Origin of the sequence: Agrobacterium larrymoorei (assembly GCF_030819275.1) — a bacterium.
In the GTDB taxonomy this organism is placed as follows: Bacteria; Pseudomonadota; Alphaproteobacteria; order Rhizobiales; family Rhizobiaceae; genus Agrobacterium; species Agrobacterium larrymoorei_B.
The window spans coordinates 573767-598412 of record NZ_JAUTBL010000001.1; the positions used below are offsets into that span (position 1 = coordinate 573767).

At 57.3% G+C, this 24646-nt stretch carries 19 protein-coding genes and 2 pseudogenes; 14 read left to right on the forward strand and 7 right to left on the reverse strand.

The window, feature by feature from the left end:
• Positions 1-135: 135 nt before the first annotated feature.
• The 6 genes from QE408_RS02600 to QE408_RS02625 all read right to left on the reverse strand — a co-directional run bounded on the left by QE408_RS02600 (position 136) and on the right by QE408_RS02625 (position 6497).
• On the reverse strand, positions 136-1269 hold the full coding sequence (locus QE408_RS02600; protein ID WP_306928291.1) for a Gfo/Idh/MocA family protein: 1134 nt from the start codon (positions 1267-1269) through the stop codon (positions 136-138).
• A 118-nt stretch (positions 1270-1387) separates the two neighbouring features.
• Positions 1388-2149 carry a sugar phosphate isomerase/epimerase family protein gene (locus tag QE408_RS02605; RefSeq protein WP_306928293.1) on the reverse strand — a complete coding sequence of 254 codons (762 nt, stop codon included), beginning with the start codon at positions 2147-2149 and terminating at the stop codon, positions 1388-1390.
• A 43-nt stretch (positions 2150-2192) separates the two neighbouring features.
• Positions 2193-3281, reverse strand: coding sequence for an ABC transporter ATP-binding protein (locus QE408_RS02610; RefSeq protein ID WP_306928295.1), 1089 nt, complete (start codon positions 3279-3281; stop codon positions 2193-2195).
• Between the two features lie 4 nt (positions 3282-3285).
• On the reverse strand, positions 3286-4227 hold the full coding sequence (locus tag QE408_RS02615) for a carbohydrate ABC transporter permease (RefSeq protein ID WP_306928296.1): 942 nt from the start codon (positions 4225-4227) through the stop codon (positions 3286-3288).
• Entirely contained in the window at positions 4220-5122 is a 903-nt protein-coding gene (locus tag QE408_RS02620) for a carbohydrate ABC transporter permease (RefSeq protein ID WP_306928297.1), read from the reverse strand. The genes QE408_RS02615 and QE408_RS02620 overlap by 8 nt, the downstream gene beginning before the upstream one ends.
• A 139-nt stretch (positions 5123-5261) precedes the next feature.
• The gene (locus QE408_RS02625; RefSeq protein ID WP_306928299.1) at positions 5262-6497 is read right to left on the reverse strand and encodes an ABC transporter substrate-binding protein; all 1236 of its coding nucleotides are present in this window, start codon (positions 6495-6497) and stop codon (positions 5262-5264) included.
• A gap of 656 nt (positions 6498-7153) precedes the next feature.
• Here QE408_RS02625 and QE408_RS02630 point away from each other — a divergent pair.
• The 14 genes and pseudogenes from QE408_RS02630 to QE408_RS02690 all read left to right on the forward strand — a co-directional run bounded on the left by QE408_RS02630 (position 7154) and on the right by QE408_RS02690 (position 22931).
• The gene (locus QE408_RS02630) at positions 7154-8284 is read left to right on the forward strand and encodes an HD domain-containing phosphohydrolase (RefSeq protein WP_306928301.1); all 1131 of its coding nucleotides are present in this window, start codon (positions 7154-7156) and stop codon (positions 8282-8284) included.
• The gene (locus QE408_RS02635) at positions 8281-8592 is read left to right on the forward strand and encodes an STAS domain-containing protein (RefSeq protein WP_306928302.1); all 312 of its coding nucleotides are present in this window, start codon (positions 8281-8283) and stop codon (positions 8590-8592) included. The genes QE408_RS02630 and QE408_RS02635 overlap by 4 nt, the downstream gene beginning before the upstream one ends.
• Entirely contained in the window at positions 8593-8961 is a 369-nt protein-coding gene (locus QE408_RS02640) for a response regulator (RefSeq protein ID WP_112357843.1), read from the forward strand. It abuts the gene before it with no gap.
• Positions 8958-10955, forward strand: a complete 1998-nt coding sequence (locus QE408_RS02645) for a chemotaxis protein CheA (protein WP_306928304.1) — start codon at positions 8958-8960, stop codon at positions 10953-10955. Before QE408_RS02640 ends, QE408_RS02645 begins: the two co-directional genes overlap by 4 nt.
• Positions 10952-11494, forward strand: coding sequence for a chemotaxis protein CheW (locus QE408_RS02650; protein ID WP_306928306.1), 543 nt, complete (start codon positions 10952-10954; stop codon positions 11492-11494). Before QE408_RS02645 ends, QE408_RS02650 begins: the two co-directional genes overlap by 4 nt.
• A 169-nt stretch (positions 11495-11663) precedes the next feature.
• Complete coding sequence (locus QE408_RS02655; RefSeq protein ID WP_306928308.1) at positions 11664-13478, forward strand: methyl-accepting chemotaxis protein; 1815 nt, start codon at positions 11664-11666, stop codon at positions 13476-13478.
• A 137-nt stretch (positions 13479-13615) separates the two neighbouring features.
• Positions 13616-14122, forward strand: a pseudogene (locus QE408_RS23060) (MCP four helix bundle domain-containing protein); the annotation flags it as partial.
• Positions 14123-14143: 21 nt separating this feature from the next.
• Positions 14144-15679, forward strand: a pseudogene (locus QE408_RS02660) (methyl-accepting chemotaxis protein); the annotation flags it as partial.
• Between the two features lie 130 nt (positions 15680-15809).
• A complete protein-coding gene (locus QE408_RS02665; RefSeq protein ID WP_306928312.1) occupies positions 15810-17507 on the forward strand; it encodes a methyl-accepting chemotaxis protein in 1698 nt (565 codons plus the stop codon).
• Positions 17508-17627: 120 nt separating this feature from the next.
• The gene (locus tag QE408_RS02670) at positions 17628-19568 is read left to right on the forward strand and encodes a methyl-accepting chemotaxis protein (protein WP_306928314.1); all 1941 of its coding nucleotides are present in this window, start codon (positions 17628-17630) and stop codon (positions 19566-19568) included.
• 99 nt (positions 19569-19667) lie between these two features.
• The gene (locus QE408_RS02675) at positions 19668-20162 is read left to right on the forward strand and encodes a chemotaxis protein CheW (protein ID WP_306928315.1); all 495 of its coding nucleotides are present in this window, start codon (positions 19668-19670) and stop codon (positions 20160-20162) included.
• Positions 20163-20174: 12 nt separating this feature from the next.
• Positions 20175-21023 carry a CheR family methyltransferase gene (locus tag QE408_RS02680; protein WP_306928316.1) on the forward strand — a complete coding sequence of 283 codons (849 nt, stop codon included), beginning with the start codon at positions 20175-20177 and terminating at the stop codon, positions 21021-21023.
• Positions 21024-21029: 6 nt separating this feature from the next.
• Positions 21030-22118 carry a protein-glutamate methylesterase/protein-glutamine glutaminase gene (locus QE408_RS02685; RefSeq protein ID WP_306928318.1) on the forward strand — a complete coding sequence of 363 codons (1089 nt, stop codon included), beginning with the start codon at positions 21030-21032 and terminating at the stop codon, positions 22116-22118.
• Positions 22119-22238: 120 nt separating this feature from the next.
• Positions 22239-22931: a ParA family protein gene (locus tag QE408_RS02690; RefSeq protein ID WP_306928319.1), complete on the forward strand. Its 693-nt coding sequence runs from the start codon at positions 22239-22241 to the stop codon at positions 22929-22931.
• A gap of 33 nt (positions 22932-22964) precedes the next feature.
• On the opposite strand, the gene QE408_RS02695 is transcribed toward QE408_RS02690, so the two are convergent.
• Positions 22965-24395 (reverse strand): mannose-1-phosphate guanylyltransferase/mannose-6-phosphate isomerase, encoded by a 1431-nt coding sequence (locus QE408_RS02695; protein ID WP_306928320.1) that lies wholly within the window; start codon positions 24393-24395, stop codon positions 22965-22967.
• Positions 24396-24646 lie beyond the last annotated feature (251 nt).

Here is a 24646-nt window from a genome sequence, read left to right on the forward strand (position 1 = left end):
CTCGCCGCAGACGAGGCTTTCGATCAAGCGACACCGGTCCATATGACCGACCACCTGGGCGAAATCGCCGTCCCGGTGGCAGCCGTTCTTCACAAGAGCTTGCCAGCGACAAGGGCTCCTCGAATGCAGCCGATACTACCGCAGCAAAGCTTGCGCTTCTTCGATGCCGAGCGCCGCAGGCTGGGTGCAGGTGGTCGTCAGTTCGATGAAGCGGCCTTCCTCGCCGGATTTCAGGATTGAGGTCATGACGTCGATGCCGTGGAGCGAGCGCTCCAGCGAGCAGCGGGCGTCCCGGCCTTCGATCAGCGCCATCGCCATGTCTGCGAGGCCGGCCGTGCGATAGTTGGCGCGCGGGCCGTTCGGGCTTTCCTGGTTGGAGACGCCGAAGGGATGGGCCCAGTCTTCAAGCGGCTTGATGTCCTTGTCGCGACCGCTGGCCTCCACCACGCCCCCAAAGAAGTTCGGGTCAGGCACATAGATTGAGCCTTCGGTGCCGTAGAGCTCCATGTTGGCATGGCGGTGAGACCAGACATCCCAGCTTGCCGACAACGTAATCGTCGCGCCGTTGACGAATTCCAGGAGCGCATGAATGTTTGTCGGCGTTTCGACAGGGATTACCTGGCCGTTGAGCGGCTGGCTGGTGACGGTACGCGTCGGGTTTGCCATGGAGGTCAAAGCGCCAACACGCTTCACCGGACCGATGAGGTTGATCAGGTTGGCGATGTAATATGGGCCGAGATCGAGGATCGGACCGCCGCCCTTCAGGAAGAAAAATCCGGGATTGGGGTGCCACATCTCCATACCGGGGCTCATCACATGGCATGTGCCCGAGGTGACGCGGCCAATGCCGCCTTCGTCGATATGCTTGCGAGCCAGCTGGTGCGCGCCGCCAAGGAAAGTGTCTGGTGCGCAGCCGACCGCGAGGTTCTTTTCCTTCGCGATCCGGCGCAACTCCTCGCCCTCTTCCAGGCTGAGCACGAGAGGCTTTTCCGAATAGACGTGCTTACCGGCTTCGAGAATGGCCTTGGACACCTCGAAATGCGCAGCCGGAATGGTGAGGTTGACGACGACGTCAATTTCGTCATTCGCAAGCAGTTCTTCGATAGACTGCGCCTTAACGCCGAATTCCTCGGCGCGAAGTTCCGCGGCGCTTCTGTTCAGGTCAGCGCAGGCAAGCACCTTGAGCCCTTTAAAGAGCGGAGACAGCGAGAAGTATGTGGTTGAAATATTGCCGCATCCAATGATGCCGACGCCAAGTTCCTTGGCCATGATGGGTGACTCCGAAGTGGTCTCGATGATGGTATCCGGCCAGACGATAGTGGGCTTCGTTGGCCGGGCACCCGTGAAAATAAAGCGGTGATTGCGACGAGCTACTCACCGCGGTGTTTTAGTAGGACTTGAACGCTTCGATGGAGCGCGTGATCAGGCGGTCAGCGTCGCTTGGATTGTCATGCTCGACCACGTAATACTTCACGGCTGTGTTCTTCAAAGCCGCGACAAGGCCCTTCCAATCGACGGTGCCGTGCCCGACATCCGACCAGCCATCCTCGTCCTTGTTTTCACCGGCGGGCGCAATGTCCTTCACGTGGACGGCTGTGATGCGCTTGCCATAGCTTTCGATCCAGGCGAGCGGATCGGCATTGCCGCGGATAATCCAGGCGATATCGGCTTCCCACTCCAGATCAGGGCCGCCCGCAAGGATTTGCTCCTGTGGCGTGGAGCCTTCGTCAAGCGTGGCGAACTCGAAGTCGTGATTGTGCCAACCGAAGGAAATGCCGGCATCGCGATAGGGCTTGCCTGCTTCCTGAAGACGCTTTCCGAAGGCGAACCAGCCTGCGGCATCGCTTGGGCGCTGATCAGGCATCAGGTAAGGGCAATAGATCGCCTCGATGCCGAGCGTCTTTGCAACCTTCAGAGACTGTTCGCGATCATTTTCCAGCATGTCGAGACCGAAATGGCCCGTCGGCATGGTGAGACCATTGGCGTCCAGATCTGCGCGCAGACCCTTGAGTGCCGCCTCATCCATATTGGCATAGATGCCACCGAAGCCTTCGACATGGGAATAGCCTGCAGCAGACAGCTTCTTAAGGATATCGGAAAGCGGCGGGAAATTGCGCGCGCTGTAAAGTTGAAAGCCGAGTTTGGTCATATGTCTCTCCTGACATTTGGCTCTAATGGTGAAGATAAGAGGGTCAGATGCGGTCTTCCGTTGCCGCATCGAAAAGGGACGCCATGGTCATATCGAAACCGAGCTTGACCCTGGTTCCGGGGGCAAAACGCCGATGGCCGCCGACGCGCACCGAGATCGTATGGCCGGCATGTTTCAACCAGATGAGGTTATCCGCACCCATCGGTTCTTCGATGTCGACTACGGCTTCATGCACCTCGCCGCCGGTAATATCGGCGTCCACACGAATATGCTCGGGGCGAACGCCGAGAACCGCGGGCCTGCTGGCGCTCAGCGGTGCTAGAGCCTCATAACCGTCGAGGCTGAAGCTGACGCCATTCGTCGTGAAGACAACCTTGCCATCCTTTTCGACCAGTTCACCCCGCAGGAAGTTCATCGACGGCGAGCCGATGAAGCCCGCGACGAAAAGGTTTTTCGGACGGTTATAGATCGAGACCGGATCATCCAGCTGCTGGATGACGCCGGCTTTCATGATGGCGATACGGTCGGCCAGTGTCAGCGCCTCGATCTGGTCGTGCGTCACATAGATCATCGTGTTCTTCAGCGACTGATGCAGGCGCTTGATTTCCACACGCAGTTCGGAGCGCAGCTTGGCGTCGAGGTTGGACAGCGGTTCGTCGAACAGGAACACATCCACATCTCGTACCAGCGCACGGCCAATCGCCACACGCTGACGCTGTCCACCGGACAGTTCGGCAGGCTTGCGCTTCAAGAGAGGCTCGATCTGCAAAATGCCTGCTGCTCTTTTGACACGACGATCGATCTCGTCCTTCGGCACTTTCGCAACCTGCAAGCCGAAGGACAGGTTCTTCTCCACCGTCATCTGCGGGTAAAGCGCATAGGATTGGAAGACCATGCCGATGCCACGATCTTTCGGCTCTTCCCAGGTGACGTTGCGATCCTTGATGAAGATTTGGCCTCCGGTCGGCTCCAGAAGTCCGGCGATGCAATTGAGCAGAGTGGACTTACCACAGCCGGAGGAGCCGAGAAGAACGAGAAACTCGCCATCATAGATATCGAGATTGAGCGTGGACAGTACGTTGACTGCGCCGAACGACAGAGACAAATCCCGAATGGAAACGCTTTTATTCATGAACTTACCCTTTGACTGCGCCTGCGGCGATGCCGCGCACAAAAAGTCGGCCTGAAACGAAGTAAACGAAAAGAGGAACGGCACCCGTCAGCAGCGTTGCAGCCATGTTGACGTTGTATTCCTTCACGCCCTGTACCGAATTGACGATGTTGTTCAGCTGAACGGTCATCGGATAGTATTCAGGCCTTGTGAACACGACGCCGAAGAGGAAGTCGTTCCAGATGCCCGTGACCTGAAGGATCATGGCGACGACGAAGATCGGCATCGACATGGGCAGCATGATGCGGAAATAGATCTGCCAGAAATTGGCGCCATCGATGCGCGCAGCTTTGAAGAGCTCTTCCGGCAGCCCTGCGAAATAGTTGCGGAACAGCAGGGTCAGGATGGGCATGCCGAAAATGGTATGAACCATGATGAGGCCCGTCAGCGTGCCATAGATGCCCATTTCGCGCAGCACGATGACGATCGGATAGATCATGACCTGATAGGGAATGAAGGCGCCAATGATCAGGACCGAGAAGAAGAACTCAGAACCCTTGAACTTCCAGTTCGCCAGCGCATAGCCACTGATCGAGGCAATCAGGATCGAGACGATGGTGGACGGGATCATAATGCGCACGGAATTCCAGAAGCCGCGTGAAAGCCCGTCGCAATTAAGCCCGGTGCAGGCATTCGCCCAGGCCTTGACCCACGGCTCGAAGGTGATTTCCACCGGCGGCGCGAAGATATTGCCGAGACGGATCTCCGGCATGCCCTTCAGCGAGGTCACGACCATGACGTAAAGCGGCAGGAGATAATAGAGCGCTGCGACGATCAGCGTACCATAAAGGATGATGTTGCGGCGAGACAGCGTCTTGCGGGGTTTACGACCGCGAGGGCCGCTCAACTGATCCGAGACGGCATCGGCACCGGCAGCGACTGTGTTGAGAGTGCTGATGTTAGCCACGCTTGCGCCCCCCGAATTCGAGATAGGCCCATGGAACGATGATGATGGCAACGGTGAGCAGCATCATGGTGGAGGCAGCGAAGCCCTGCCCCAGATTCTGGGCCTGGAACATGTAGTCATAGACGTATTTCGCCGGAACTTCCGAGGCGATGCCGGGACCACCGCTCGTCTGTGCGACGACGAGGTCGTAGACCTTGACGATGCCGCTGGCGATAATTACGAGCGTGGTGATGAAGACCGGGCGCATCATCGGAATGACGATGAGCAGGTACGTTTTCCACATGGGGATACCGTCCACACGCGCTGACTTCCAGATATCCTCATCGATGCCGCGCAGTCCTGCGAGCATCAGGCACATAACGAGGCCCGTGCCCTGCCAGAGCGCCGCGATCAGGATACCATAGATGACGATCTGCGAGTTATAGAGCGGATCGAAGGTAAAGCTTTCCCAGCCGAGCGAACGGACAACCGACTGAATGCCGAACTCCGGGTTAAGCAGCCACTGCCAGACGAGGCCCGTTACAATGAAAGACAGGGCAAAGGGGTAAAGGAAGATCGTTCTGAACGTGTTCTCGAAGCGGATCTTCTGATCCATCAGTGCGGCGAGCAGGAAGCCAATTACCAGACTGAAGATCAGCGACAAGACACCGTAAATGGCGAGGTTCTGGATCGAAACGATCCAGCGTGGCGCAGCCCACAGACGCTCATACTGATCGAATCCGACAAAGGTCGTTCTCGGCAGGAGCTTGGAGTTTGTGAATGAATAAACAATCGTCCAGATCGTACCGCCAAGAAAAATGACCATCGACGTCAGGATCAATGGGATGGAGGCAATCTTGGAATTAAGATTGCGAAATAGCTGGTTTGGACGTCCCGAATGGCTCTTTACTGCCATATGCCCTCCTATCAATCGTTGCTTCGGACATCTGGCGAGCAATGCTGCAAAGATATCCGGTCAGGCACGATCTCCTGCGCCTGTCGAAGTGTCGCGAGATCGGCGGGCGGTAAACCCGCCGATGCCTTGCGATTGATAATCAGTCTGCCGAAGAGATGATGTCCGCGAAGCGCTTCTGCGCCTGCTCTGCGGTCAGCGACTCGTTGGCAAAGAACTCCGCCATCAGGTCTTCCTTCTGCTTCTGCGAGTCGGCCGAGATCAGCTGGTCGGTGCTGGTCAGCGCGTTGCCCTTGCCGAGAATGGCAAGACCCTTTTTCATGCAGTCATTGGCTGCATTGAGATCGACGTCCCCACGGATCGGAAGAGAGCCCTTTTTCAAGTTGAAGGCAACCTGCGTCTTGGGATCGACGATCGTCTCGGCTAGCACCTCCTGCGCCTTGGACTTGGCTTCATCCTTCAAGAGCGGGAAGTAGAAGGCGTCGCCACCGGTCGTGAGATATTCGTTGAGACCAAGCCCCGGGAGGCAGGAATAATCCGTCCCGGCTTTCTGGCCGGCAAGCTGGAACTCACCCTGCGCCCAGTCACCCATGACCTGACCACCAGCCTTGCCGGTGATGACCATGTTGGTGGCCTGGTTCCAATCCTGAACATTAGAGCCCTTGGCAAGCTTGCGGGCAGCATCGGCGGCAGCGAAGATCTTCGCCATTTCCGGTCCGGCAGCAGCCTCCGCATCCTTGTCCTTATAGACCTTTTCATAGAGATCCTTGCCGCCGAGCGACAGGACAAGAGTATCGAACAAGCCATTGGCCTGCCACGCCTGACCGCCAAGGGCCAGCGGCTGGATGCCCGCCTTCTGAAGTGCCGGACCTGCTGCGATGAACTCGTTCCAGTTCTTCGGAACGTCGACACCAGCCTTCTTGAAGGCTTCATTGGAAAGCCACAGCCACTGCCAGGAGTGGATGTTCACCGGCGCGCAATAGATCTTGCCATCGATGGTGCAGCTGTCGAGCAGGCTTGCGGGTTTGATGACCTCTTTCCACTTGCCCTTTGTGGCAACATCGGTGAGATCGCGCATCAGACCGGCCTGAACGAGCTCTTCAGCCTGCCGTCCGTGGTTGAACTGCGTGGCGCCCATCGGGTCGCCGCCAGTAATACGGCTGATCATGATCGGGCGGGCAGTGCCGCCGGAACCCGCAATCGCGCCATCCACCCACTTATTTCCAGTTGCATCAAATGCTTTCGCCAGTTCGGCCACCGCAGCAGCTTCGCCGCCCGATGTCCACCAATGCGTTACTTCAAGATCTGTCGCTCCGGCTATACCCGCCGGCAGCATAACACTTGCCGCCAAAGCGGTCAGGATAGAACGAATGCGCATGAGTCTCCTCCCTCACTGAAACGTTGCCGTAAGACCGTATGCGAATCATATTCATTGTGCAACCGGGCACGACACGAAATTTTAATCCTTTAATATATTCATTAATTTCAGATACTTAATGAATGATCAGGCGAAGCATTCAGATAGAATCTGCGGGAATGAACGCTCCGCGCCTGTGAGTCCGCCCTCTGGCAACGGCGCGTTGCTAAATTGGATCGCGTGCGCGATACTACTTCAAGCATAAAATATATAACCAAATAAAAAAGCCTTCTCAATATGACGCAATGCTCATAAATATTTTCGAAATGCGCTTATACTTCCATCCTTGACGTCGGCGTATTAAGACCCGCGAAAACCTATTTGCGTATTGTCAAATATAAACTCAAATCCTTTTATCTATTGATGTTTTTCGCTTGGAAATAAAAAACCCCTTGGATCGCCTTTTAACGCGACTTTAACCATCGTTATATTAAATACCTTTTTGACAGCCGCACCTCGATCCCGTGTTTTCCCGACATTGTGAATTGCAGGGGACGGTCGCAGTGGGCGCATGACGCAAGCCCAATCTCCCAAATGTCCTCATCATTAAGAACGCCCGCTCCGGCCTCAAAACCGAAGAACGGAATGCTGTTCCCTGTCGAATGCCTGGAGCCACGGTGAAGGTAGTACTCGTAGACGATAGCCGGTCCGCACTCTTTGCTCTTCAATCATCGTTGAGCAATATTGAGGGTATTAAACTTATTACATTTACGGCGCCGGACGAAGCGCTGACATATTGTCTCGCCAATCCTGTCGATCTGCTTTTCATCGACTATATGATGCCAGGCCATACGGGCATCGACATTATTAAGGCACTGAAGCAGTCGCCCGATTATGACCTCGTGCCAATCGTCATGGTGACTGCGGAACGACAGCGCGAAGTGCTGATTGCCGCTATCGAGGCGGGCGCGACAGAGTTCGTATCCAAGCCCTTCGATGCAATCGAACTTCAAGCTCGCGCCACCAATCTGGTGCAGCTCCGCAAAGCCCATCTGGAACTCTCGCGTCAAGCCGCCCGGCTTGAAGAAGAGGTGGCGCACGCCACGCAGGAAGTCGTTTCGCGTGAAGAAGAAATTATTTGGCGCCTTGCACGAGCGATCGAGTTTCGCGACGGCGCCACCGGTGACCATATCTCTCGCGTAGCCAAAATCAGCCAGTTGATTGCGGCCGATCTCGGCCTCGATAAAGAAACCTGCCGGATGATCTATCTCGTGGCGCCGCTTCATGATGTCGGCAAGATCGGTATTGCCGACTGTATTCTGCAGAAGCCCGGCAAACTGACGTCCGACGAAATTGCGGAAATGCGCAAGCATGTGGAGTTCGGCGTCAGCCTTCTCGGCAATGGCACGTCGCGCCTCCTGCAGGTTGCCGAAGCGATCGCAGGCGGCCATCACGAGAAATGGGATGGCACTGGGTATCCCAACGGCCTTAAGGGCAAGGACATCCCACTCGTCGCACGGATCGTCGCGGTCGCAGATGTCTTCGAGGCACTGTGTACCGAACGTCCCTACAAAAAGGCGTGGGCAATCGATGCTGCCAGAGACCACATCCGCGAAAACAGCGGATTGCACTTCGATCCCGACTGCGTCGCAGCCTTTGATCGGCAGTGGCCCGCCATCCAGAAACTGATGACGCATGTCAACAAGGCGCATGTCGAGCCGCCGGCCCTGGCCGTCAGCCTCGACGACACTCTTTCTCTTTCGCCCAAGGGGCGCGTTCCAACCGAAAACACCCAGGAAAGCCGATGACCCCTGAAACAGTCACTCTTCCCTCGTCCCTCTCTATAAGGGGGATCGCCGCGATCCACGAGACCCTTCTTTCCGCTTTTCAGGAAAGCAGCGCGGTTGTGCTGGATATACCAGAGGACGCATCCGTCGATCTAAGTTTCCTTCAACTTGTTGAATCGTCCCGTCTTTACGCCCGGGAGCAGGGCAAATTCATCACTTTAAAAAAGCCAGCAGGCCAAAGCGTCATGGAAACGCTGGGGCGAGCCGGCTTTCTTGAGAACATGGACGAGGCTTCGCGCCTCTTCTGGCTGCATGGAAAGGACATTTAAATGAGCGCCAACATTCTTACCGTGGACGATTCCGCAAGCATTCGCATGACGACGAAGATTGCCCTGACTAACGCCGGCTACCAGGTAACCGAGGCTGTCGATGGGGCTGACGGACTTGCGAAAGCGAAAAGCGCTCCCTTCGATCTCATCGTCACCGACCTCAACATGCCGAACATGAACGGTTTGGAGATGATAGAATCGCTGCGTCAGTCTCCAGCCCACACCGGCGTGCCGATCATCTTTTTGACGACGGAGTCCGATGCCGACATGAAGGCGCGCGCCAAGGCAGCCGGCGCTACCGGCTGGGTTACCAAGCCGTTCGACCCGGAAAATCTCGTCAAGATTGTCAGAAAGGTACTCGGTAAATGACGCTGCTGGACCCTATTCAGGTTTTCAGGACTGAAGCCGCAGAGCTTTTCGAGCAGATCGAAAGCGGGCTTCTCGACCTTTTGCATGATCTATCCAATCAAAGTCAGATTGATGCCGTGTTTCGCGGTCTGCATACCTTAAAAGGGTCCGGCGCAATGTTCGGCTTCGAGGCGCTCGCTGCCTTTACCCACCATTGCGAAACGGCCTTCGACCGCGTTCGCAAGGGCGAAGTTCCCGCCACCAGCGAATTGATCGCTGCAGTCCTGGAAGCTCAGGACCATATGCGCCGCCTGGTGGACAACCCTGCGACTGCTTTTCCCGAAACCGGTGAGCGGTTGCTGGCCAAATTGCAGGCGGCCGTCGGTGAAGGCGCCGGCAGCAAGGCTGTTGCTCCATCGGTTTCAAAGGCGACCGCTGCTGTTACCGAGCCGAAAACCTCTGGTGCGACCTGGACCATCAAATTCCGCCTTCCTGAGAACGCCATGGCGAATGGCACCAACCCGCTCGGCCTGCTCAATGAGTTGACCGAACTCGGCGAGTGCACCGTCGTCGCCAACACAGGTGCCATTCCTCCTCTTGGAGAAATCGATCCGACGCAGCTTTATGTCGGCTGGTCCGTAACCCTGACCACCGAACAGCCCCGTTCCGCCATCGACGATGTCTTCATCTTCGTCATGGACGACATGGAGCTCGAGATCACGAAGGTGGAGGACGCTACGGCTTCCCAGGAAATCGTGCCACCTCCTTCTCCTGTCGAGGAAGCCGCCAAGGCCAATCCTCAGCTTGTCCAGGCAGCCACGGATGGCAAGCAGGGGAGAGCTGCAGAGAATGTACGCGTCCCCGCTGAACGGCTCGATGAGTTGATGGACCGCGTCGGCGAGCTGGTTATCGCCCAGTCGCGTTTGTCGCAGCTTGCCAATACCAGTGTCGACATTCATCTGCGTGCTGTCTCAGAAGATGTAGAGCGTCTTTCGGGCGAGCTTCGCGACACGATGATGGTCCTGCGCATGGTTCCCATCGCCCAGCTATTTAGCCGCTTCCGCCGCCTGACACATGATCTGGCGCGCGAAACCGGCAAGCAGATCGAGCTGATCACCGAGGGCGAAAGCACTGAAGTGGACAAGGCCGTGATCGAACGGCTTGCCGATCCGCTCGTCCACCTTGTGCGCAACTCCTGCGATCACGGCCTGGAAACACCGGAAGAACGCATTGCTGCTGGCAAGGACCCAGTCGGACATGTTTCGCTTGTCGCACGCCAGACCGGTGGTGACGTCATCATCACGATCAAGGACGACGGTCGCGGCATCAACCGTGAGCGGGTTCGCGCCAAGGCGGAATCTTCCGGGCTCGTGGCACCGGGCGCAAGCCTGACAGATCAAGAACTCCTGCAGATGATTTTCGAGCCAGGCTTCTCGACAGCAGCTCAGGTCACGAACCTCTCAGGGCGCGGCGTCGGCATGGATGTCGTCAAAAAGACAATCGAGGCGCTTCGCGGCACGATCAACATCACCAGTGCTCCGGGCGCAGGCTCGGAAGTGTCACTCGCCATTCCGCTCACACTTGCCATCATCGACGGCCTGCTCGTTCGTGTCGGCCATGGCTGCTACGTCATTCCGCTCTCGGCAGTCGAAGAGTGCCTGGAACTGTCGCCGGAAGACGACGTCAAATCTCGCGGTCGGTCCTTCATTTCGCTGCGCGAAAGCCTGGTACCGTTCATCCGCCTGCGTGAGCTTTTCCAGAGCGGCACCAAGCCGGACCAGTTCCAGAAGGTGGTAGTCATTTCCACCGGTTCGGAACGTGTCGGATTGGTCGTCGACCAGATCATCGGCGATCACCAGACCGTCATCAAAGCCATGTCCAAGCTGCACCATGATGTCGCGACCTTCTCCGGCGCCACCATCCTTGGAGACGGCAGCGTCGCTCTCATTCTCGACGTCGCACATCTGGTTGCGGCAGGGCAGCAACAGGAGGCGCAGATGCGCATTGCCGGATGAACCAGCCGCTTTTGAAACAGCCCGAGGACTTCTGGGCAGAACGCCAAGACATTGAAGTTCTAACCTTTTCGATCGAAGGCGAGACCTTTGCGATCGAGGCCGCACAGGTTCAGGAAATACTCGACCTTCTGCCCGAAACGGCCGTTCCGGGCGCCAAGGCTTTCGTGTCCAGCGTCATCAATTTTCGCGGCAAGGTCATTCCGCTGGCAGACATCCGTCTCGCCTTCGGCATGCATGCGGCGGAAAAGACCATCGACAGCCGCATCATCGTCATCGAGCTTTCTCTGGAGGGTGAGCAGACGCTGGTCGGGCTTAGAACCGACAAGGTCTACGAAGTGACGACCTTCTCCAAGTCCGCCAGCGAACCGCCGCCCAGCGTCGGCATGCGGTGGCGGCCAGACTACATCAATTGCCTGATCAAGCGCGGGTCCGAGTTCGTCATCATGCCGAACCTGATCGCGATCTTCTCGGCGCAGCGCGAGGGCATGCCCGGAAAGACAATCGCTCAGGGCAATGTCGTGGAATTGGGAAAAGTATGACCCTCTCCGTCGAGGGGGATCGACGGTCAAGAGGATGCCGAAAGGCTTGAGCGCAAATATCATTCGCCCGCCCGGGCGGATGATAACGAACGACACCGCGAACTGAAAGAAAATGGATCTTTTGGCCAGCAAACACTGATGCGCCTTGTGCATCACTTACGGGGGCAAAATGCGATTTACGATTAAACTTAAACTGACGCTGGCATTCGGCATCATCCTCACGGTCCTTGCTACGCTGTCGTTCTACAGCATCAACAGCCTTGGCACGGTCAACAACGCGATTGGCGACCTGGCAAACGGCCCGGAAAAGCGCCTGCAATACGCGCTGCAGATCGACCGTAATCTCTCCGAGATCATTCGCCAGCAGAAGAATGCCCTGCTTGAGAACGATGTTGCGGGCATCAACCGATACACCAAACTCTCGGACGACCTATTGGTCACCACTCTTGAGCTTGCCCGCACAGGCCTCTCGCAGGCTTCCGAACAGGGCAAGCCTTATTGGGTTGCCGTCATAGAGAATTTTGAAAAATTCAGCGGGGAGTCCGTAAAGCTGAAGGACCTGCTGGCAGCCAGCAACAAGCAGAGCGCCATTGAGTTTTCTAACGGCCAGATGCGCGCCCTCGCGCAGACTATCGGCACCAACACCAAAGAACTCGTGCGGGTTCAACTTGAACGGGTCGACACAACGCTCGCCGAGAGCCAGGCGACCTATGAGCAGGTTCGTCTGATCATGATCATTGCGGTGGCATCGGCTGTCCTTGGAAGCCTGATCATTGCAACCTGGATCGCGCTTGGCATCAACACCGGTCTGCGCAAGATCATGACGGTTGCTGAAGCGGTTGCTATTGGCGATCTCGACCAGAACGTCGAAATCAAGACCAACGACGAGATCAAGGATCTTGTCGAGCGCATCAACGTGATGACGGCCAACCTCCGCAACACCGCCAATGTCGCAAACCAGATTTCCGACGGCGATCTGACCGTGACTCCAAAGCCGCTCTCCGACAAGGACACGCTCGGCATCTCGCTTGAAAAGATGGTTGAACGCCTGCGTGGCGTCGTGGGTGATGCGCTCGCTGCAGCCGACAACGTCTCCTCCGGCAGCCAGGAGCTGTCTTCCTCTTCCGAACAGTTATCGCAAGGCGCAACTGAGCAGGCCTCCTCTGCCGAAGAAGCGTCCGCTTCGATGGAAGAGATGGCCGCCAACATCAAGCAGAACGCCGACAACGCTGCCCAGACCGAGAAGATCGCTCGCCAGTCGTCGAAGGATGCGGAAGCCAGTGGTGAAGCTGTCGGTCGTGCCGTCGTCGCCATGCGCACCATCGCCGACAAGATCTCCATCGTTCAGGAGATCGCTCGTCAGACCGACCTTCTCGCACTCAATGCCGCTGTTGAAGCCGCACGTGCCGGTGAGCATGGCAAGGGCTTTGCGGTCGTTGCCTCGGAAGTTCGCAAGCTGGCAGAACGCAGCCAGGCAGCAGCAGCTGAAATCTCTTCGCTCTCCGGCGAAACCGTTCAGGTTGCGACCGAAGCGGGCGATATGTTGAACCGTCTGGTTCCGGATATCCGCAAGACGGCGGAACTGGTGGCGGAAATCTCTGCCGCATGCCGCGAGCAGGATATCGGTGCCAGCCAGATCAATGAAGCGATCCAGCAGCTCGACAAGGTGACGCAGCAGAACTCCGGTGCTTCCGAAGAAATGTCTGCGACCTCCGAAGAGCTTGCTGCACAGGCCGAAGAGCTTCAGGCCAGCATCGCCTTCTTCAAGGTCGAGCGTGCCACCACGAATGGTCGCACGGCACAGGCTCGCCCCGCCGCTCCATCGGTCTCCCACCGTCCTGCTGCAAAGCCTGCTGCTCCCGTTCGCCGCGCAGCCCCGACCCACTCCGTCCACGCCCAGCAGGCCCGCGCCAATGGCTTCGCACTCGACATGTCGATGGGTGGACCGGACGATAACGATCGGGACTTCAGAGAGAGTGCCTAAAATATTCGAGGAGCCTGTGATCAACCGAGCACAGGCTCCTCGCCCCCAGTAACAACTGCCATTCCCGAACAAACCTTAAAGAGCCAGTGCCTTTCTCCCTTTCGTGGCGTATCGGCATATCCAAGGACACCATCAAGATGCGATTTACGATTAAGCTCAAACTTGCACTTGCTTTTGCTCTCATCATTCTGCTGTCAGCAGGCATGGCGGGCATGGCGATTACCCAACTTTCATCCCTTAATGCCGCAGTGACCGATATCGTTCAGGGCCCCGCCGCCAATCTGCGCAACTCAAGCGATCTCTCCGACGCAATCCTGAATGCGATTGCTAGCGAAAAGAGCGCGGCGCTGAATGAAGATCCAGCTCGCATTTCAACTTATGTCGACTCCGCACGCACCGAGCGCGCGAAGATCGGACAGATCACTTCAGCTCTTGAAAAAGAGACCAATCCGGCAATCCACGCCAAGGTAATCGAGCTCAAGGCCGCCGTTCCTGCTTGGGAAAAACTGCAAGAAGACGTGCTGCGTCTGGCAACCGAGAACACAGCCGAAAGCAATCGCCAGGCTGGCGCGATCTCCATGGGCGACGGTGAAAAGGCAACGCGCGCGCTATTGAGCACGCTCGAAGCGCTGAACAACGAAATCGCTGCCGACTTGAAGGCAACGGACGAAGCGACCAACGAGGAATATGCCACATCTCGCACAATTCTCATTAGCGTCGTCGTAGCGATCATCATCCTCTCGATCCTGGTCGCGACATGGATTGCACTTGGCATCAACAGGGGATTGCAGCAGGCGATCCGCGCTTCCCGCGCCGTCGCGCTTGGCGACCTTGATCAGGACATCGCAATCAAAAGCAATGACGAGATCAAGGATCTTGTCGACAGCATGAACGTCATGACGACGAATCTCCGTGCTACGGCTGCGGTCGCAAACAATATCGCACAGGGTGATCTCTCCCAAGATGTGAAGCCGCTCTCCGATAAAGACAGTCTTGGCATTGCCATGGGCAATATGGTCGTCAATCTGCGTGCCACCGCCGATGTTGCGGGCACCATTGCCGCTGGTGATCTCTCCAAGGATGTGAAGCCTCTTTCGGACAGGGATACGCTCGGCAACGCCATGCTGCACATGGTCACGAACCTGCGCGAAACCGCCACTGTCGCAAACCAGATCGCCGACGGTGACCTCACCGTGACGCCGAAGCCGCTCTCCAACAAGGATACGCTCGGCATTGCGCTTCAATCGATGGTGGAGCGTTTGCGTGGGGTGGTGGCCGACGCATTGGCGGCCGCTGACAACGTTTCGTCGGGAAGCCAGGAACTGTCCTCGTCTTCCGAGCAGTTATCTCAAGGCGCGACTGAACAGGCATCCTCTGCCGAAGAAGCCTCCGCTTCCATGGAAGAGATGGCGGCCAACATCAAGCAGAACGCCGACAACGCTGCCCAGACCGAGAAGATCGCTCGCCAGTCGTCCAAGGACGCCGAAGCCAGCGGTGAAGCTGTCGGTCGTGCCGTCGTCGCCATGCGCACCATCGCCGACAAGATCTCCATCGTTCAGGAGATCGCGCGTCAGACCGACCTTCTGGCACTCAACGCTGCCGTTGAAGCCGCACGTGCCGGTGAGCATGGCAAGGGCTTTGCGGTGGTTGCCTCGGAAGTTCGCAAGCTGGCAGAACGCAGCCAGGCAGCAGCAGCCGAAATCTCCTCGCTCTCCGGCGAGACCGTTCAGGTTGCGACCGAAGCTGGCGAGATGCTGAACCGTCTGGTTCCGGATATCCGCAAGACGGCGGAACTGGTGGCGGAAATCTCTGCCGCATGCCGCGAGCAGGATATTGGTGCCAGCCAGATCAACGAAGCGATCCAGCAGCTCGACAAGGTGACACAGCAGAACTCCGGTGCTTCCGAAGAAATGTCTGCGACTTCGGAAGAACTCGCCGCACAGGCCGAAGAACTACAGGCCAGCATCGCCTTCTTCAAGGTCGAGCGTGCCAATGCTGCCGCAGCAGCTCGCTCGGTGCCGGGTCGTCCTGCAGCTGCGGCGGTCTCCCACCGTCCTGCGGCAAAGCCTGCTGCTCCAGTCCGTCGCCCTGCATCGACCAGCACCGTCCATGCTCAGCAGGCCCGCGCAAATGGCTTCGCACTCGACATGTCCATGGGCGGCCCCGACGACAATGACCACGACTTCAGGGAAACCGCCTGAAACCAGGATACTTCCCTACCATCTCGAAACCATGGCGGGCGCTTTAGCCCGCCACTACGGGGCCAAGGTCTCTTTGAAAAGCGGCATGATAGCATGGGCTATGTGTCCTACTTAGTTAAGGAACACCTCGATGCGTTTTACGATTAAATTGAAACTCACTCTGATTTTTACATTGCTCGTCGGCCTCATGGCAGGCTGTGCGATTTTTGGTATCAGTGGCCTCAATCAATTGGCAACGCTCCAAGATGCTATGATGACCGGGCCAATCCAACAGGATGATGTGGCCAATGATCTGGCGAAGGCCTTTGATGGTCTCGGTTTGGCAGAGGGCGATCTTTTGCTCGCAACCACCGAGCAGAAAATGAACGCCGCCTTCGAAACCATCGAAGAAGAGAGAAAAAACTTCAGGACGGCGCTTAATGCGGGCGAAGCTGCAGCTCCCGAAGAATTCAAAAGCAAGTGGATGGAAATTCGCGAATTCTGGGCTGGCTACGAGAAGCTGGAAGATAGTCTTGTCGGCTACATGAAAACGGGTCGCCGTGATGACGCGCTTGCCTTGAACCAGAATGAAGGAACAGTGGCGGGTCAAAAGCTAGACGCCCTGACGGAATCGCTTTCCAGCTTGACCGAAGCCGCTGTTAAAAAAGCCGATGAGGCGAGCGACGCTACCTACCAAAGCACATTCAGCACGCTTGTGATTATCGCTTCAGTCGCTGGCGTCGTGTCTATCGTTTCAGCAATATGGATCAGCATCTCCATCAGTCGCGGCCTCACAAGGGCAACGACAGCGGTTCGCAAGGTAGCCGAAGGTGATCTGACAGAGAATATTCAAGTGACATCCCGTGACGAGATCGGTGTACTGATCACGCATGTAAACGACATGGTCGAGCGCCTGCGTGGCGTCGTGGGTGATGCGCTTGCCGCAGCCGGCAACGTATCATCCGGCAGCCAGGAACTGTCCTCGTCTTCCGAACAGTTATCGCAAGGCGCGACTGAACAGGCATCCTCTGCCGAAGAAGCCTCCGCTTCCATGGAAGAGATGGCGGCCAACATCAAGCAGAACGCCGACAACGCTGCCCAGACCGAGAAGATCGCTCGCCAGTCGTCGAAGGACGCCGAAGCCAGTGGTGAAGCTGTCGGTCGTGCCGTCGTTGCCATGCGTACCATCGCACAGAAAATCTCTATCGTTCAGGAGATCGCGCGTCAGACTGACCTTCTCGCACTCAATGCCGCCGTCGAAGCCGCACGTGCCGGTGAGCATGGCAAGGGCTTTGCGGTGGTTGCCTCGGAAGTTCGCAAGCTGGCAGAACGCAGCCAGGCCGCAGCAGCCGAAATCTCCTCGCTCTCCGGCGAAACCGTTCAGGTCGCGACTGAAGCTGGCGATATGTTGAACCGTCTGGTTCCAGACATCCGCAAGACGGCAGAACTGGTGGCGGAAATCTCTGCCGCATGCCGCGAGCAGGATATCGGTGCCAGCCAGATCAATGAAGCGATCCAGCAACTCGACAAGGTGACACAGCAGAACTCCGGTGCTTCCGAGGAAGTGTCTGCCACGTCTGAAGAACTCGCCGCACAGGCAGAAGAACTACAGGCCAGCATCGCCTTCTTCAAGGTGGACCGTGCCAATGCAAACCGCCGCGCAGCACCGGACCGCCCCGCGGCTACCGCGGCAACGCATCGTCCGGCTGCGAAGCCTGCCGCTCCCGTTCGCCGCCCTGCTCCTTCGCAATCCGTCCACGCCCAGCAGGCGCGCGCCAACGGCTTTGCACTCGACATGTCCATGGGCGGCCCAGACGAAAACGACCAGGACTTCAAGCAAAGCGCGTAAAAATCTTATCGCTAGTTGGTACCGACGCAGTCACGCCGGTACCAACGACCCAAAGAAGCAAACGGCCAGTTTGACGATCAAGGAAACACCAGAGTTCTAAGAGGCGTAAGGATACAAGAGATGTCGCTATACGTTCAGATGAAAAAATCCTCCCGTCCCTCAACGGCAATCGAAGAGATTAAGCGTCTCCAGGCCGTCTTCGAGGAAGGAAACATATCTGCACGCGCCGATCTCGCTCGTGCGACCGGCGGTGCACGAGATGTTCTGGAGGCAGTCAACGCTCTTCTTGAGGCAGCGACACGTCCCGTCGAAGCCTTTGCACAATCGATCTCCCACATGTCCGCCGAACACGATCGCGGCGACATCGATGTGGCGATACCAGTCGAGACCTTCAAAGGCAGCTATCTCGCAATGGCGAAGGGCGTCAACGAGATGGTCGCTGGCCATATCAGCGTCAAAAAGAAAGCAATGGCTTGCGTCCGTGAACTCGGCGAGGGCAACTTCGATGCTCCTCTTGAGCAGCTCCCGGGCAAAAAAGCCTTCATAAACGACACGATCGAAACCTTACGCGGCAATCTGCGCGGCCTGATCGCTGAGATGAACAAGATGTCGTCCGAACATGACAAGGGCGATATCGACGTCTTCGTTCCCGTCGATCATTTCAAGGGCGATTTTGCGGTGATGGCAAAAGGCATCAACGACATGGTGGCGGGCCATATCGCTGTAAAAAAGAAGGCGATGGCCTGCGTCAAGGCATTCGGCGAAGGCAATTTCGACGCCCAGTTGGAACAGTTTCCTGGCAAAAAAGCCTTTATCAACGAGACGATCGAAACGCTTCGTGGCAATTTCCGTGAGATCATCAAGGAACTTCAGCGTCTGATCGACGCATCCACCGCCGGTAAGCTGAGTGAGCGCGGCGCTGCCGATCATTTTTCCGGCGATTTTGCCGGACTCGTGACGGGCATCAACGGCATGCTGGACGCGATCATCCTGCCCATTGCGGAAGGCAATCGTGTTCTCGATCTGGTCAGCACCGGCGACTTGACCGAATTCGTCGAGATCGAGTGCGAAGGCGACCACGAAAAGATGAAAGACGCCATCAACTCATTGGTGGAAAATCTCTCTAAGGTGGCAGCCGGTATCTCGAATGCCGCCGATCAGGTTGCCGCCGGTAGTCACCAGTTGTCCTCTGCCGCGGAGCAAGTCTCGCAGGGTGCGACGGAGCAGGCCTCCTCTGCCGAAGAAGCATCCGCTTCCATGGAACAGATGGCGGCAAACATCAAGCAAAACGCCGATAACGCTGCCCAGACAGAGAAGATTGCCCGCCAGTCGTCGAAGGACGCAGAGGTAAGCGGTGAAGCCGTCGGTCGTGCTGTCGCTGCGATGCGCACAATTGCGCAGAAGATTTCGATCGTTCAGGAGATCGCTCGTCAGACTGACCTTCTCGCACTCAACGCTGCTGTCGAAGCTGCACGTGCCGGTGAGCATGGTAAAGGCTTCGCCGTGGTTGCTTCTGAAGTCCGCAAACTTGCCGAACGTAGCCAGGCGGCGGCCGCTGAAATCTCCTCGCTCTCCGGCGAGACGGTGCAGGTCGCGACCGACGCGGGCGAGATGCTCAACCGCTTGGTTCCGGATATCCGCAAGACCGCGGAACTGGTGGCCGAAATTTCTGCGGCTTGCCGTGAGCAGGATATTGGCGCAAGCCAGATCAACGAGGCGATCCAGCAGCTTGACAAGGTAACACAGCAGAACTCCGGCGCTTCGGAAGAAATGTCTGCAACATCCGAAGAACTGGCGGCGCAGGCCGAAGAGCTTCAATCGAGCATCGCTTTCTTCAAGGTTGCGCGTGCCGAGGCAGCGGCTCCGGCAAAGCCCGTACCTGTCCGCCAGGCGGTAGCAGCGCCAGGGCCCCGCAGTGTTACAAAGCCTGCAGCTCCTGTCCGTCGCCCTGCGCCAACTGGCACCGTGCATGCCCAACAGGCTCGTGCCAAGGGCTTTGCGCTGGACATGTCGATGGGTGGACCGGACTCAAGCGATGATGATTTTCTGCACGGCAGGTAACAGCAAGTAAGTCGCGCAAGAAGCCTCCCGCTTCCTGCAATCTGAAACACCTTCACGCCTCATCGGCAATGTCGACCAAGACTTCTGGAGAAGACGCAAATGGCGAGCCCAACATCTACCATGCAATACGTGACGTTCAGCCTTGGCGAGGAAGTCTTCGCGGTTCCCGTGGACGTCGTTCGTGAAATCCTCGACCACGAAGAAGCCTTTAAGATCCCTCACGGTCCTGATTATCTGCTCGGCCTGAGGGATGTACGCGGACAGGGCGTTCCGGTCATCGACCTTCGCCTACGCCTTGGCATGACCAAGACGGTGAAGACATCGCATACGCGCATTCTGGTGCTCGACATTCCTTTCGTCGAAAAGGTGCTGGCGCTCGGTCTCGTTGCCGACAAAGTCTTCGAGGTCACGCCTTTCAGGCAGGATCAGATCGAGACCGCACCTGACATCGGTATTCGCTGGAACTCCAGCTATATCGCCGGGGTCGTTCGCCGCGAAAGCGATTTCGTCGTCATCATCGATCTCGCAAAGCTGTTCTCTGGCGATGCTGGCGAGCTTGCAAAGGTCGACAACGGCCCGATGCGCGCCGCCTGAGAGGACGAGTAATTGAGTACAGCTGTTAGCGTCAACTTCGAAGATAGTTTGAACACCCGCGATTTCCGCCAGCTATCCGCCTTCATTTATGATTACTGCGGAATCAAGATGACGGACGCCAAGCGTTCGATGCTGGAAGGCCGTCTGCGCAAGCGTTTGCGCGCGACGGGCTTTCCGACCTTTTCGGACTATTGCGAGTATCTGTTTCGCCAGGACGGTCTGAAAGACGAGGTCATATATCTCATCGACGTGGTAACGACGAACAAGACGGATTTCTTTCGCGAACCGAACCACTTCGACTTTCTTGAAAAAACCGCTCTTCCGATGCTTGCCAAACAGGGTATCAGACAGCCGCGCGCGTGGAGTTCCGCCTGCTCGACGGGTGCCGAACCCTACACGATGGCGATGATCATGGCGGAAGCCGTCGAGAAGGGCGTGATCTCCGATTTCAGCATCCTCGCGACGGATCTCTCCACAGACGTTCTAAAGAAGGCGCACTCCGGCATCTACAATCGGGATCTTCTGGAGCCCGTGCCGAACGCCATGCAACGCAAATATGTCATGCAGGCAAGAGACAAATATCGCAGCGATGTCCGAATTTCGCCAAAGCTGCGCTCGAAGGTGGGCTTCGCCCGCATGAACCTGATGAATCCGTCCTATGACATCGGCGCGCCGGTCAATATCATCTTTTGCCGCAACGTGCTGATCTACTTCGACAAAAAGACACAGACCCATGTGCTGACAGAGCTTTGCAAGTGCCTGGCGCCCGGCGGCTATCTGATGATCGGGCACTCGGAGTCTGTCACCGGCATCAATCTGCCGGTCAAACAGGTCGCCAACACGGTTTTCCTCAAGCAGTAGGTTATCATGGTCAAAAAAGTACGCGTCCTCATCGTTGATGACTCTGCCAGCGTGAGACAAACGCTGACCGCTGTGCTGGAGGCCGATCCTGCGATCGAGGTGATCGGCGCTGCCTCCGACCCCTTCATCGCCGCAAAGAGGATCCAAGACGATCTCCCGGACGTCATCACCCTTGACGTCGAAATGCCGCGGATGGACGGGATTACGTTTCTGCGAAAGATCATGTCGCAGCATCCCATCCCGGTGGTGATGTGCTCCTCCTTGACCGAAGCAGGTTCTGAAACGTTGATCCAGGCCTTGGAAGCAGGGGCCGTCGACGTTATCCTCAAGCCTCGCATTGGCGCTGCGGATCATTTGGCGGAATCCGCCTTGCGTATCTGCGAAGTCGTCAAGAGTGCGGCGCATGCGCGGGTCAAGAGCGTGCGTGCCCAGCCTCGCGCGTCGAGCACGCTTGGTACCCAGGCCAAGTTGACGGCAGATGCCGTGCTGCCACCACCGTCGGGCAAGGCGATGGCACGGACCACGGAAATGGTGATCTGTGTCGGCGCCTCGACAGGCGGTACCGAAGCCCTGCGGGAAATGCTGGAGAGACTGCCGGCAAATTCACCGGGCATGGTCATCGTCCAGCACATGCCGGAAAAGTTCACCGCGGCCTTCGCGAAGCGCCTGAATGGTCTCTGCGAAGTCGAGATCAAGGAAGCGGAAGATGGCGACCCGGTGCTGCGCGGCCACGTGCTGATCGCACCTGGCGACAAACATATGCTTTTGGAGCGCCAGGGCGCACGCTACCATGTCTCGGTCCGAAACGGCCCGCTCGTCTCCCGTCACCGGCCGTCGGTCGACGTGCTCTTTCGCTCTGCCGCGCGCTCTGCCGGATCGAACGCTATGGGCGTCATCATGACAGGTATGGGGGACGATGGTGCCCGCGGCATGCTGGAAATGCATCAGGCCGGGGCCTACACGATTGCGCAGGATGAAGCCTCCTGCATCGTCTTCGGTATGCCGAAGGAAGCGATCGCCCATGGCGGCGTCGACAAGATCGTTTCGCTCGATCAGATCGCGCGCGAAATCATGGCGGAAGACCAAAGACGCTGAGTTCTTACGCATCGTCTTCAGACCCTGTTAACCATATTGTTGAATGATTGGACCGCACCATGAGATGGGTGCGGTTCATGCGCGATGATCGCCGCCTCCCTCTTTTTGCTCGGGTTCTTCATGGCAGTCATCACGTTCGCAAACACCAAGGGCGGTGCAGGCAAGACAACCGCGGTCCTTCTCCTGGCGTCGGAGCTTGCCCGCCGGGGCTTGCGCGTCTGCGTGATCGACACCGACCCGCAACGCTGGCTCTCCAGGTGGCGCGAGAATGCCGATCACCGCATTGATCTTTCTGTCATCACCTATGTTTCGGTGACGAGCCTACAACAGCATGTGCTCGACAATCGTAAGAAGTTCGACCATGTGATCATCGATCTGCCAGGCGCTCAGTCTCCGCTTCTGGCAACGGCCGTCGGCCTCTCCAACCACGTCATCATCCCCGTTCAGGGTAGCACGATGGATGCGCAGGGTGCCGCACAGGTGCTGGAGCTCCTCCGCTATCTCGACGATCGTGCAGGCATCAAGATCCCGCATTCCGTGCTCTTGTCACGCGTCAATTCGATGGTGACGACGCGCGCGCTGCTGGCAGCGAAAGCGCTGCTCGCCAAGCGCGACGTCAACGTGCTGAACACGCCGATCATCGAACGCGCCGCCTTCCGCGACATGTTCGAGTTTCGCGGTTATCTCCACATGATGAACCCGTCACAGGTCAGCAACCTCGACAAGGCGCTTCAAAACAGCATGGCCTATACCGATGAAGTGCTACGGCTTTTGCCGGCACAAGGCGCCGTCAAGTTGTCTTCCGCAGCCTGAGCCGATCCGCGCCCCAACATCGAGGCGCGAATTCTACTCACGCCTATAGTCGTCGTGCACACGGATGATATCGTCCTCACCCAAGTAAGAGCCGGTCTGGATTTCGATCAGTTCGAGCGGGATCTGGCCCTCATTCGCCAAGCGATGCGGCTTGCCAATCGGGATATAGACCGACTCGTTTTCCGTCAGAAGGCGAGTCTGGTCTTCAATCGTGACCGTTGCGGTGCCCCGGACGACGATCCAATGCTCCGAGCGGTGATAATGCTGTTGCAGCGAAATCCGATGACCCGGCTCGACCTTCACGTGGCTGACTCGATAGCGATGACCGGAATCCGTCTGCTCGATGTGACCCCATGGACGGTAGGCGCGCTTGTGTCGCTCCGTCTTCAAGGAATGATCGCCACCTTTCAGAGTTTCCACCAGGCCTTTGACGTCCTGGACACGGTTCTTCGGCGTGACCAGAACCGCGTCTTTCGTGGCGACCACGACGAGATCCTTGGCACCGACGACAGTCGTCAGCAAGCCGGTGGAATGCACGAGGCAACCTTCGGAATCAACGATGATCCCCTGTCCCTCGATCGCATTATCAGCGCCATGCTTGTCGGCAATTTCCCAGATGGCATCCCAGCTACCGATATCGGACCAACGGAAGTGACCTCGCACGACTGCCATGCGTTTGGTGTTCTCGATGACGGCATAGTCGATCGAGTTCTTCGGAGAGGATTCAAAGCTTTCCTTATGGAGACGAACGAAGCCGAGATCGACTTCCTGGTTCTCGACAGCCGCCTGCACCGCCGCCAAGATCTCGGGAGCATGGCTCTTCAATTCTTCGATCATGATATCGGAGCGGAACAGGAAGTTGCCGGAATTCCAGAGATAGCCCTTTTCGACGTAGCTGACAGCACGCGCCTCATCCGGCTTTTCAACGAAAGCCTCTACGACACAAAGATCCTGATTGCCGTTGATGGCCTCGCCGGGATTGATGTAACCGTAGGACGTACGTGGTTCGGTCGGCGTCAAGCCGAAGACGACGATATTTCCCTGCTCAGCCGCTTCCGCGCCCAGCCTCACCGCATCCGCGAAAAGATCATTGTCCAGCACCACGTGGTCAGCCGCAAGCGCCAGTACAAGAGAGCCCTTTTCGCGCCGATCAGCCAATAGTGCTGCGGCAGCCATGGCGGCAGCACTGTCGCGGCGCGCCGGTTCCAAGACGACGGTTGCCTGCAGATCGATCTCTTCGGCCTGTCGTCTTGCGAAGAAGCGAAAATCCTCGTTGGTGATCACCAGCGGTTCCGCATAAAGGCTCTTGTCGCTGACGCGCTTTAAGGTCTGCTGATATGTCGAAAGCTCTCCGACAAGAGGCTGGAACTGTTTGGGCAACTGATCCCGTGATACTGGCCAAAGTCTAGATCCAGCGCCGCCTGCCAGAAGTACTGGGGTGATCTTTCGAGATAGTTCCTTCACAAATAAAACCTTTCTAAGCTAAAAATGCCTGCGCCGAACCATATAGATATTTCCCAACATCGCTATGACCGTTCTTGGGCGAATACGAAACTTATCAGCCCAACCCGTCAATAGTCGGCTGACGGGAATGGTTACTGCCGAGCGGGCCTCCCACGCCATCTGCCGTGCGCCGTTCCAGCAGCATCCGCTCTCCAAAACGCACGAACCCGGGACTGCTCCCGGGTTCGATTGTCTCTCTTTGCAATCAAGCC

What these genes read in the sequence shown, in the direction of transcription:
- QE408_RS02645 (WP_306928304.1), top strand. Translation starts at nt 8,958, where the DNA reads ATGACGCTGCTGGACCCTATTCAGGTTTTCAGGACTGAAGCCGCAGAG.
- QE408_RS02665 (WP_306928312.1), top strand. Translation starts at nt 15,810, where the DNA reads ATGCGTTTTACGATTAAATTGAAACTCACTCTGATTTTTACATTGCTC.
- QE408_RS02605 (WP_306928293.1), bottom strand. Translation starts at nt 2,149, where the DNA reads ATGACCAAACTCGGCTTTCAACTTTACAGCGCGCGCAATTTCCCGCCG.
- QE408_RS02650 (WP_306928306.1), top strand. Translation starts at nt 10,952, where the DNA reads ATGAACCAGCCGCTTTTGAAACAGCCCGAGGACTTCTGGGCAGAACGC.
- QE408_RS02610 (WP_306928295.1), bottom strand. Translation starts at nt 3,281, where the DNA reads ATGAATAAAAGCGTTTCCATTCGGGATTTGTCTCTGTCGTTCGGCGCA.
- QE408_RS02640 (WP_112357843.1), top strand. Translation starts at nt 8,593, where the DNA reads ATGAGCGCCAACATTCTTACCGTGGACGATTCCGCAAGCATTCGCATG.
- QE408_RS02625 (WP_306928299.1), bottom strand. Translation starts at nt 6,497, where the DNA reads ATGCGCATTCGTTCTATCCTGACCGCTTTGGCGGCAAGTGTTATGCTG.
- QE408_RS02600 (WP_306928291.1), bottom strand. Translation starts at nt 1,269, where the DNA reads ATGGCCAAGGAACTTGGCGTCGGCATCATTGGATGCGGCAATATTTCA.
- QE408_RS02670 (WP_306928314.1), top strand. Translation starts at nt 17,628, where the DNA reads ATGTCGCTATACGTTCAGATGAAAAAATCCTCCCGTCCCTCAACGGCA.
- QE408_RS02655 (WP_306928308.1), top strand. Translation starts at nt 11,664, where the DNA reads ATGCGATTTACGATTAAACTTAAACTGACGCTGGCATTCGGCATCATC.
- QE408_RS02635 (WP_306928302.1), top strand. Translation starts at nt 8,281, where the DNA reads ATGACCCCTGAAACAGTCACTCTTCCCTCGTCCCTCTCTATAAGGGGG.
- QE408_RS02690 (WP_306928319.1), top strand. Translation starts at nt 22,239, where the DNA reads ATGGCAGTCATCACGTTCGCAAACACCAAGGGCGGTGCAGGCAAGACA.
- QE408_RS02685 (WP_306928318.1), top strand. Translation starts at nt 21,030, where the DNA reads ATGGTCAAAAAAGTACGCGTCCTCATCGTTGATGACTCTGCCAGCGTG.
- QE408_RS02620 (WP_306928297.1), bottom strand. Translation starts at nt 5,122, where the DNA reads ATGGCAGTAAAGAGCCATTCGGGACGTCCAAACCAGCTATTTCGCAAT.
- QE408_RS02675 (WP_306928315.1), top strand. Translation starts at nt 19,668, where the DNA reads ATGGCGAGCCCAACATCTACCATGCAATACGTGACGTTCAGCCTTGGC.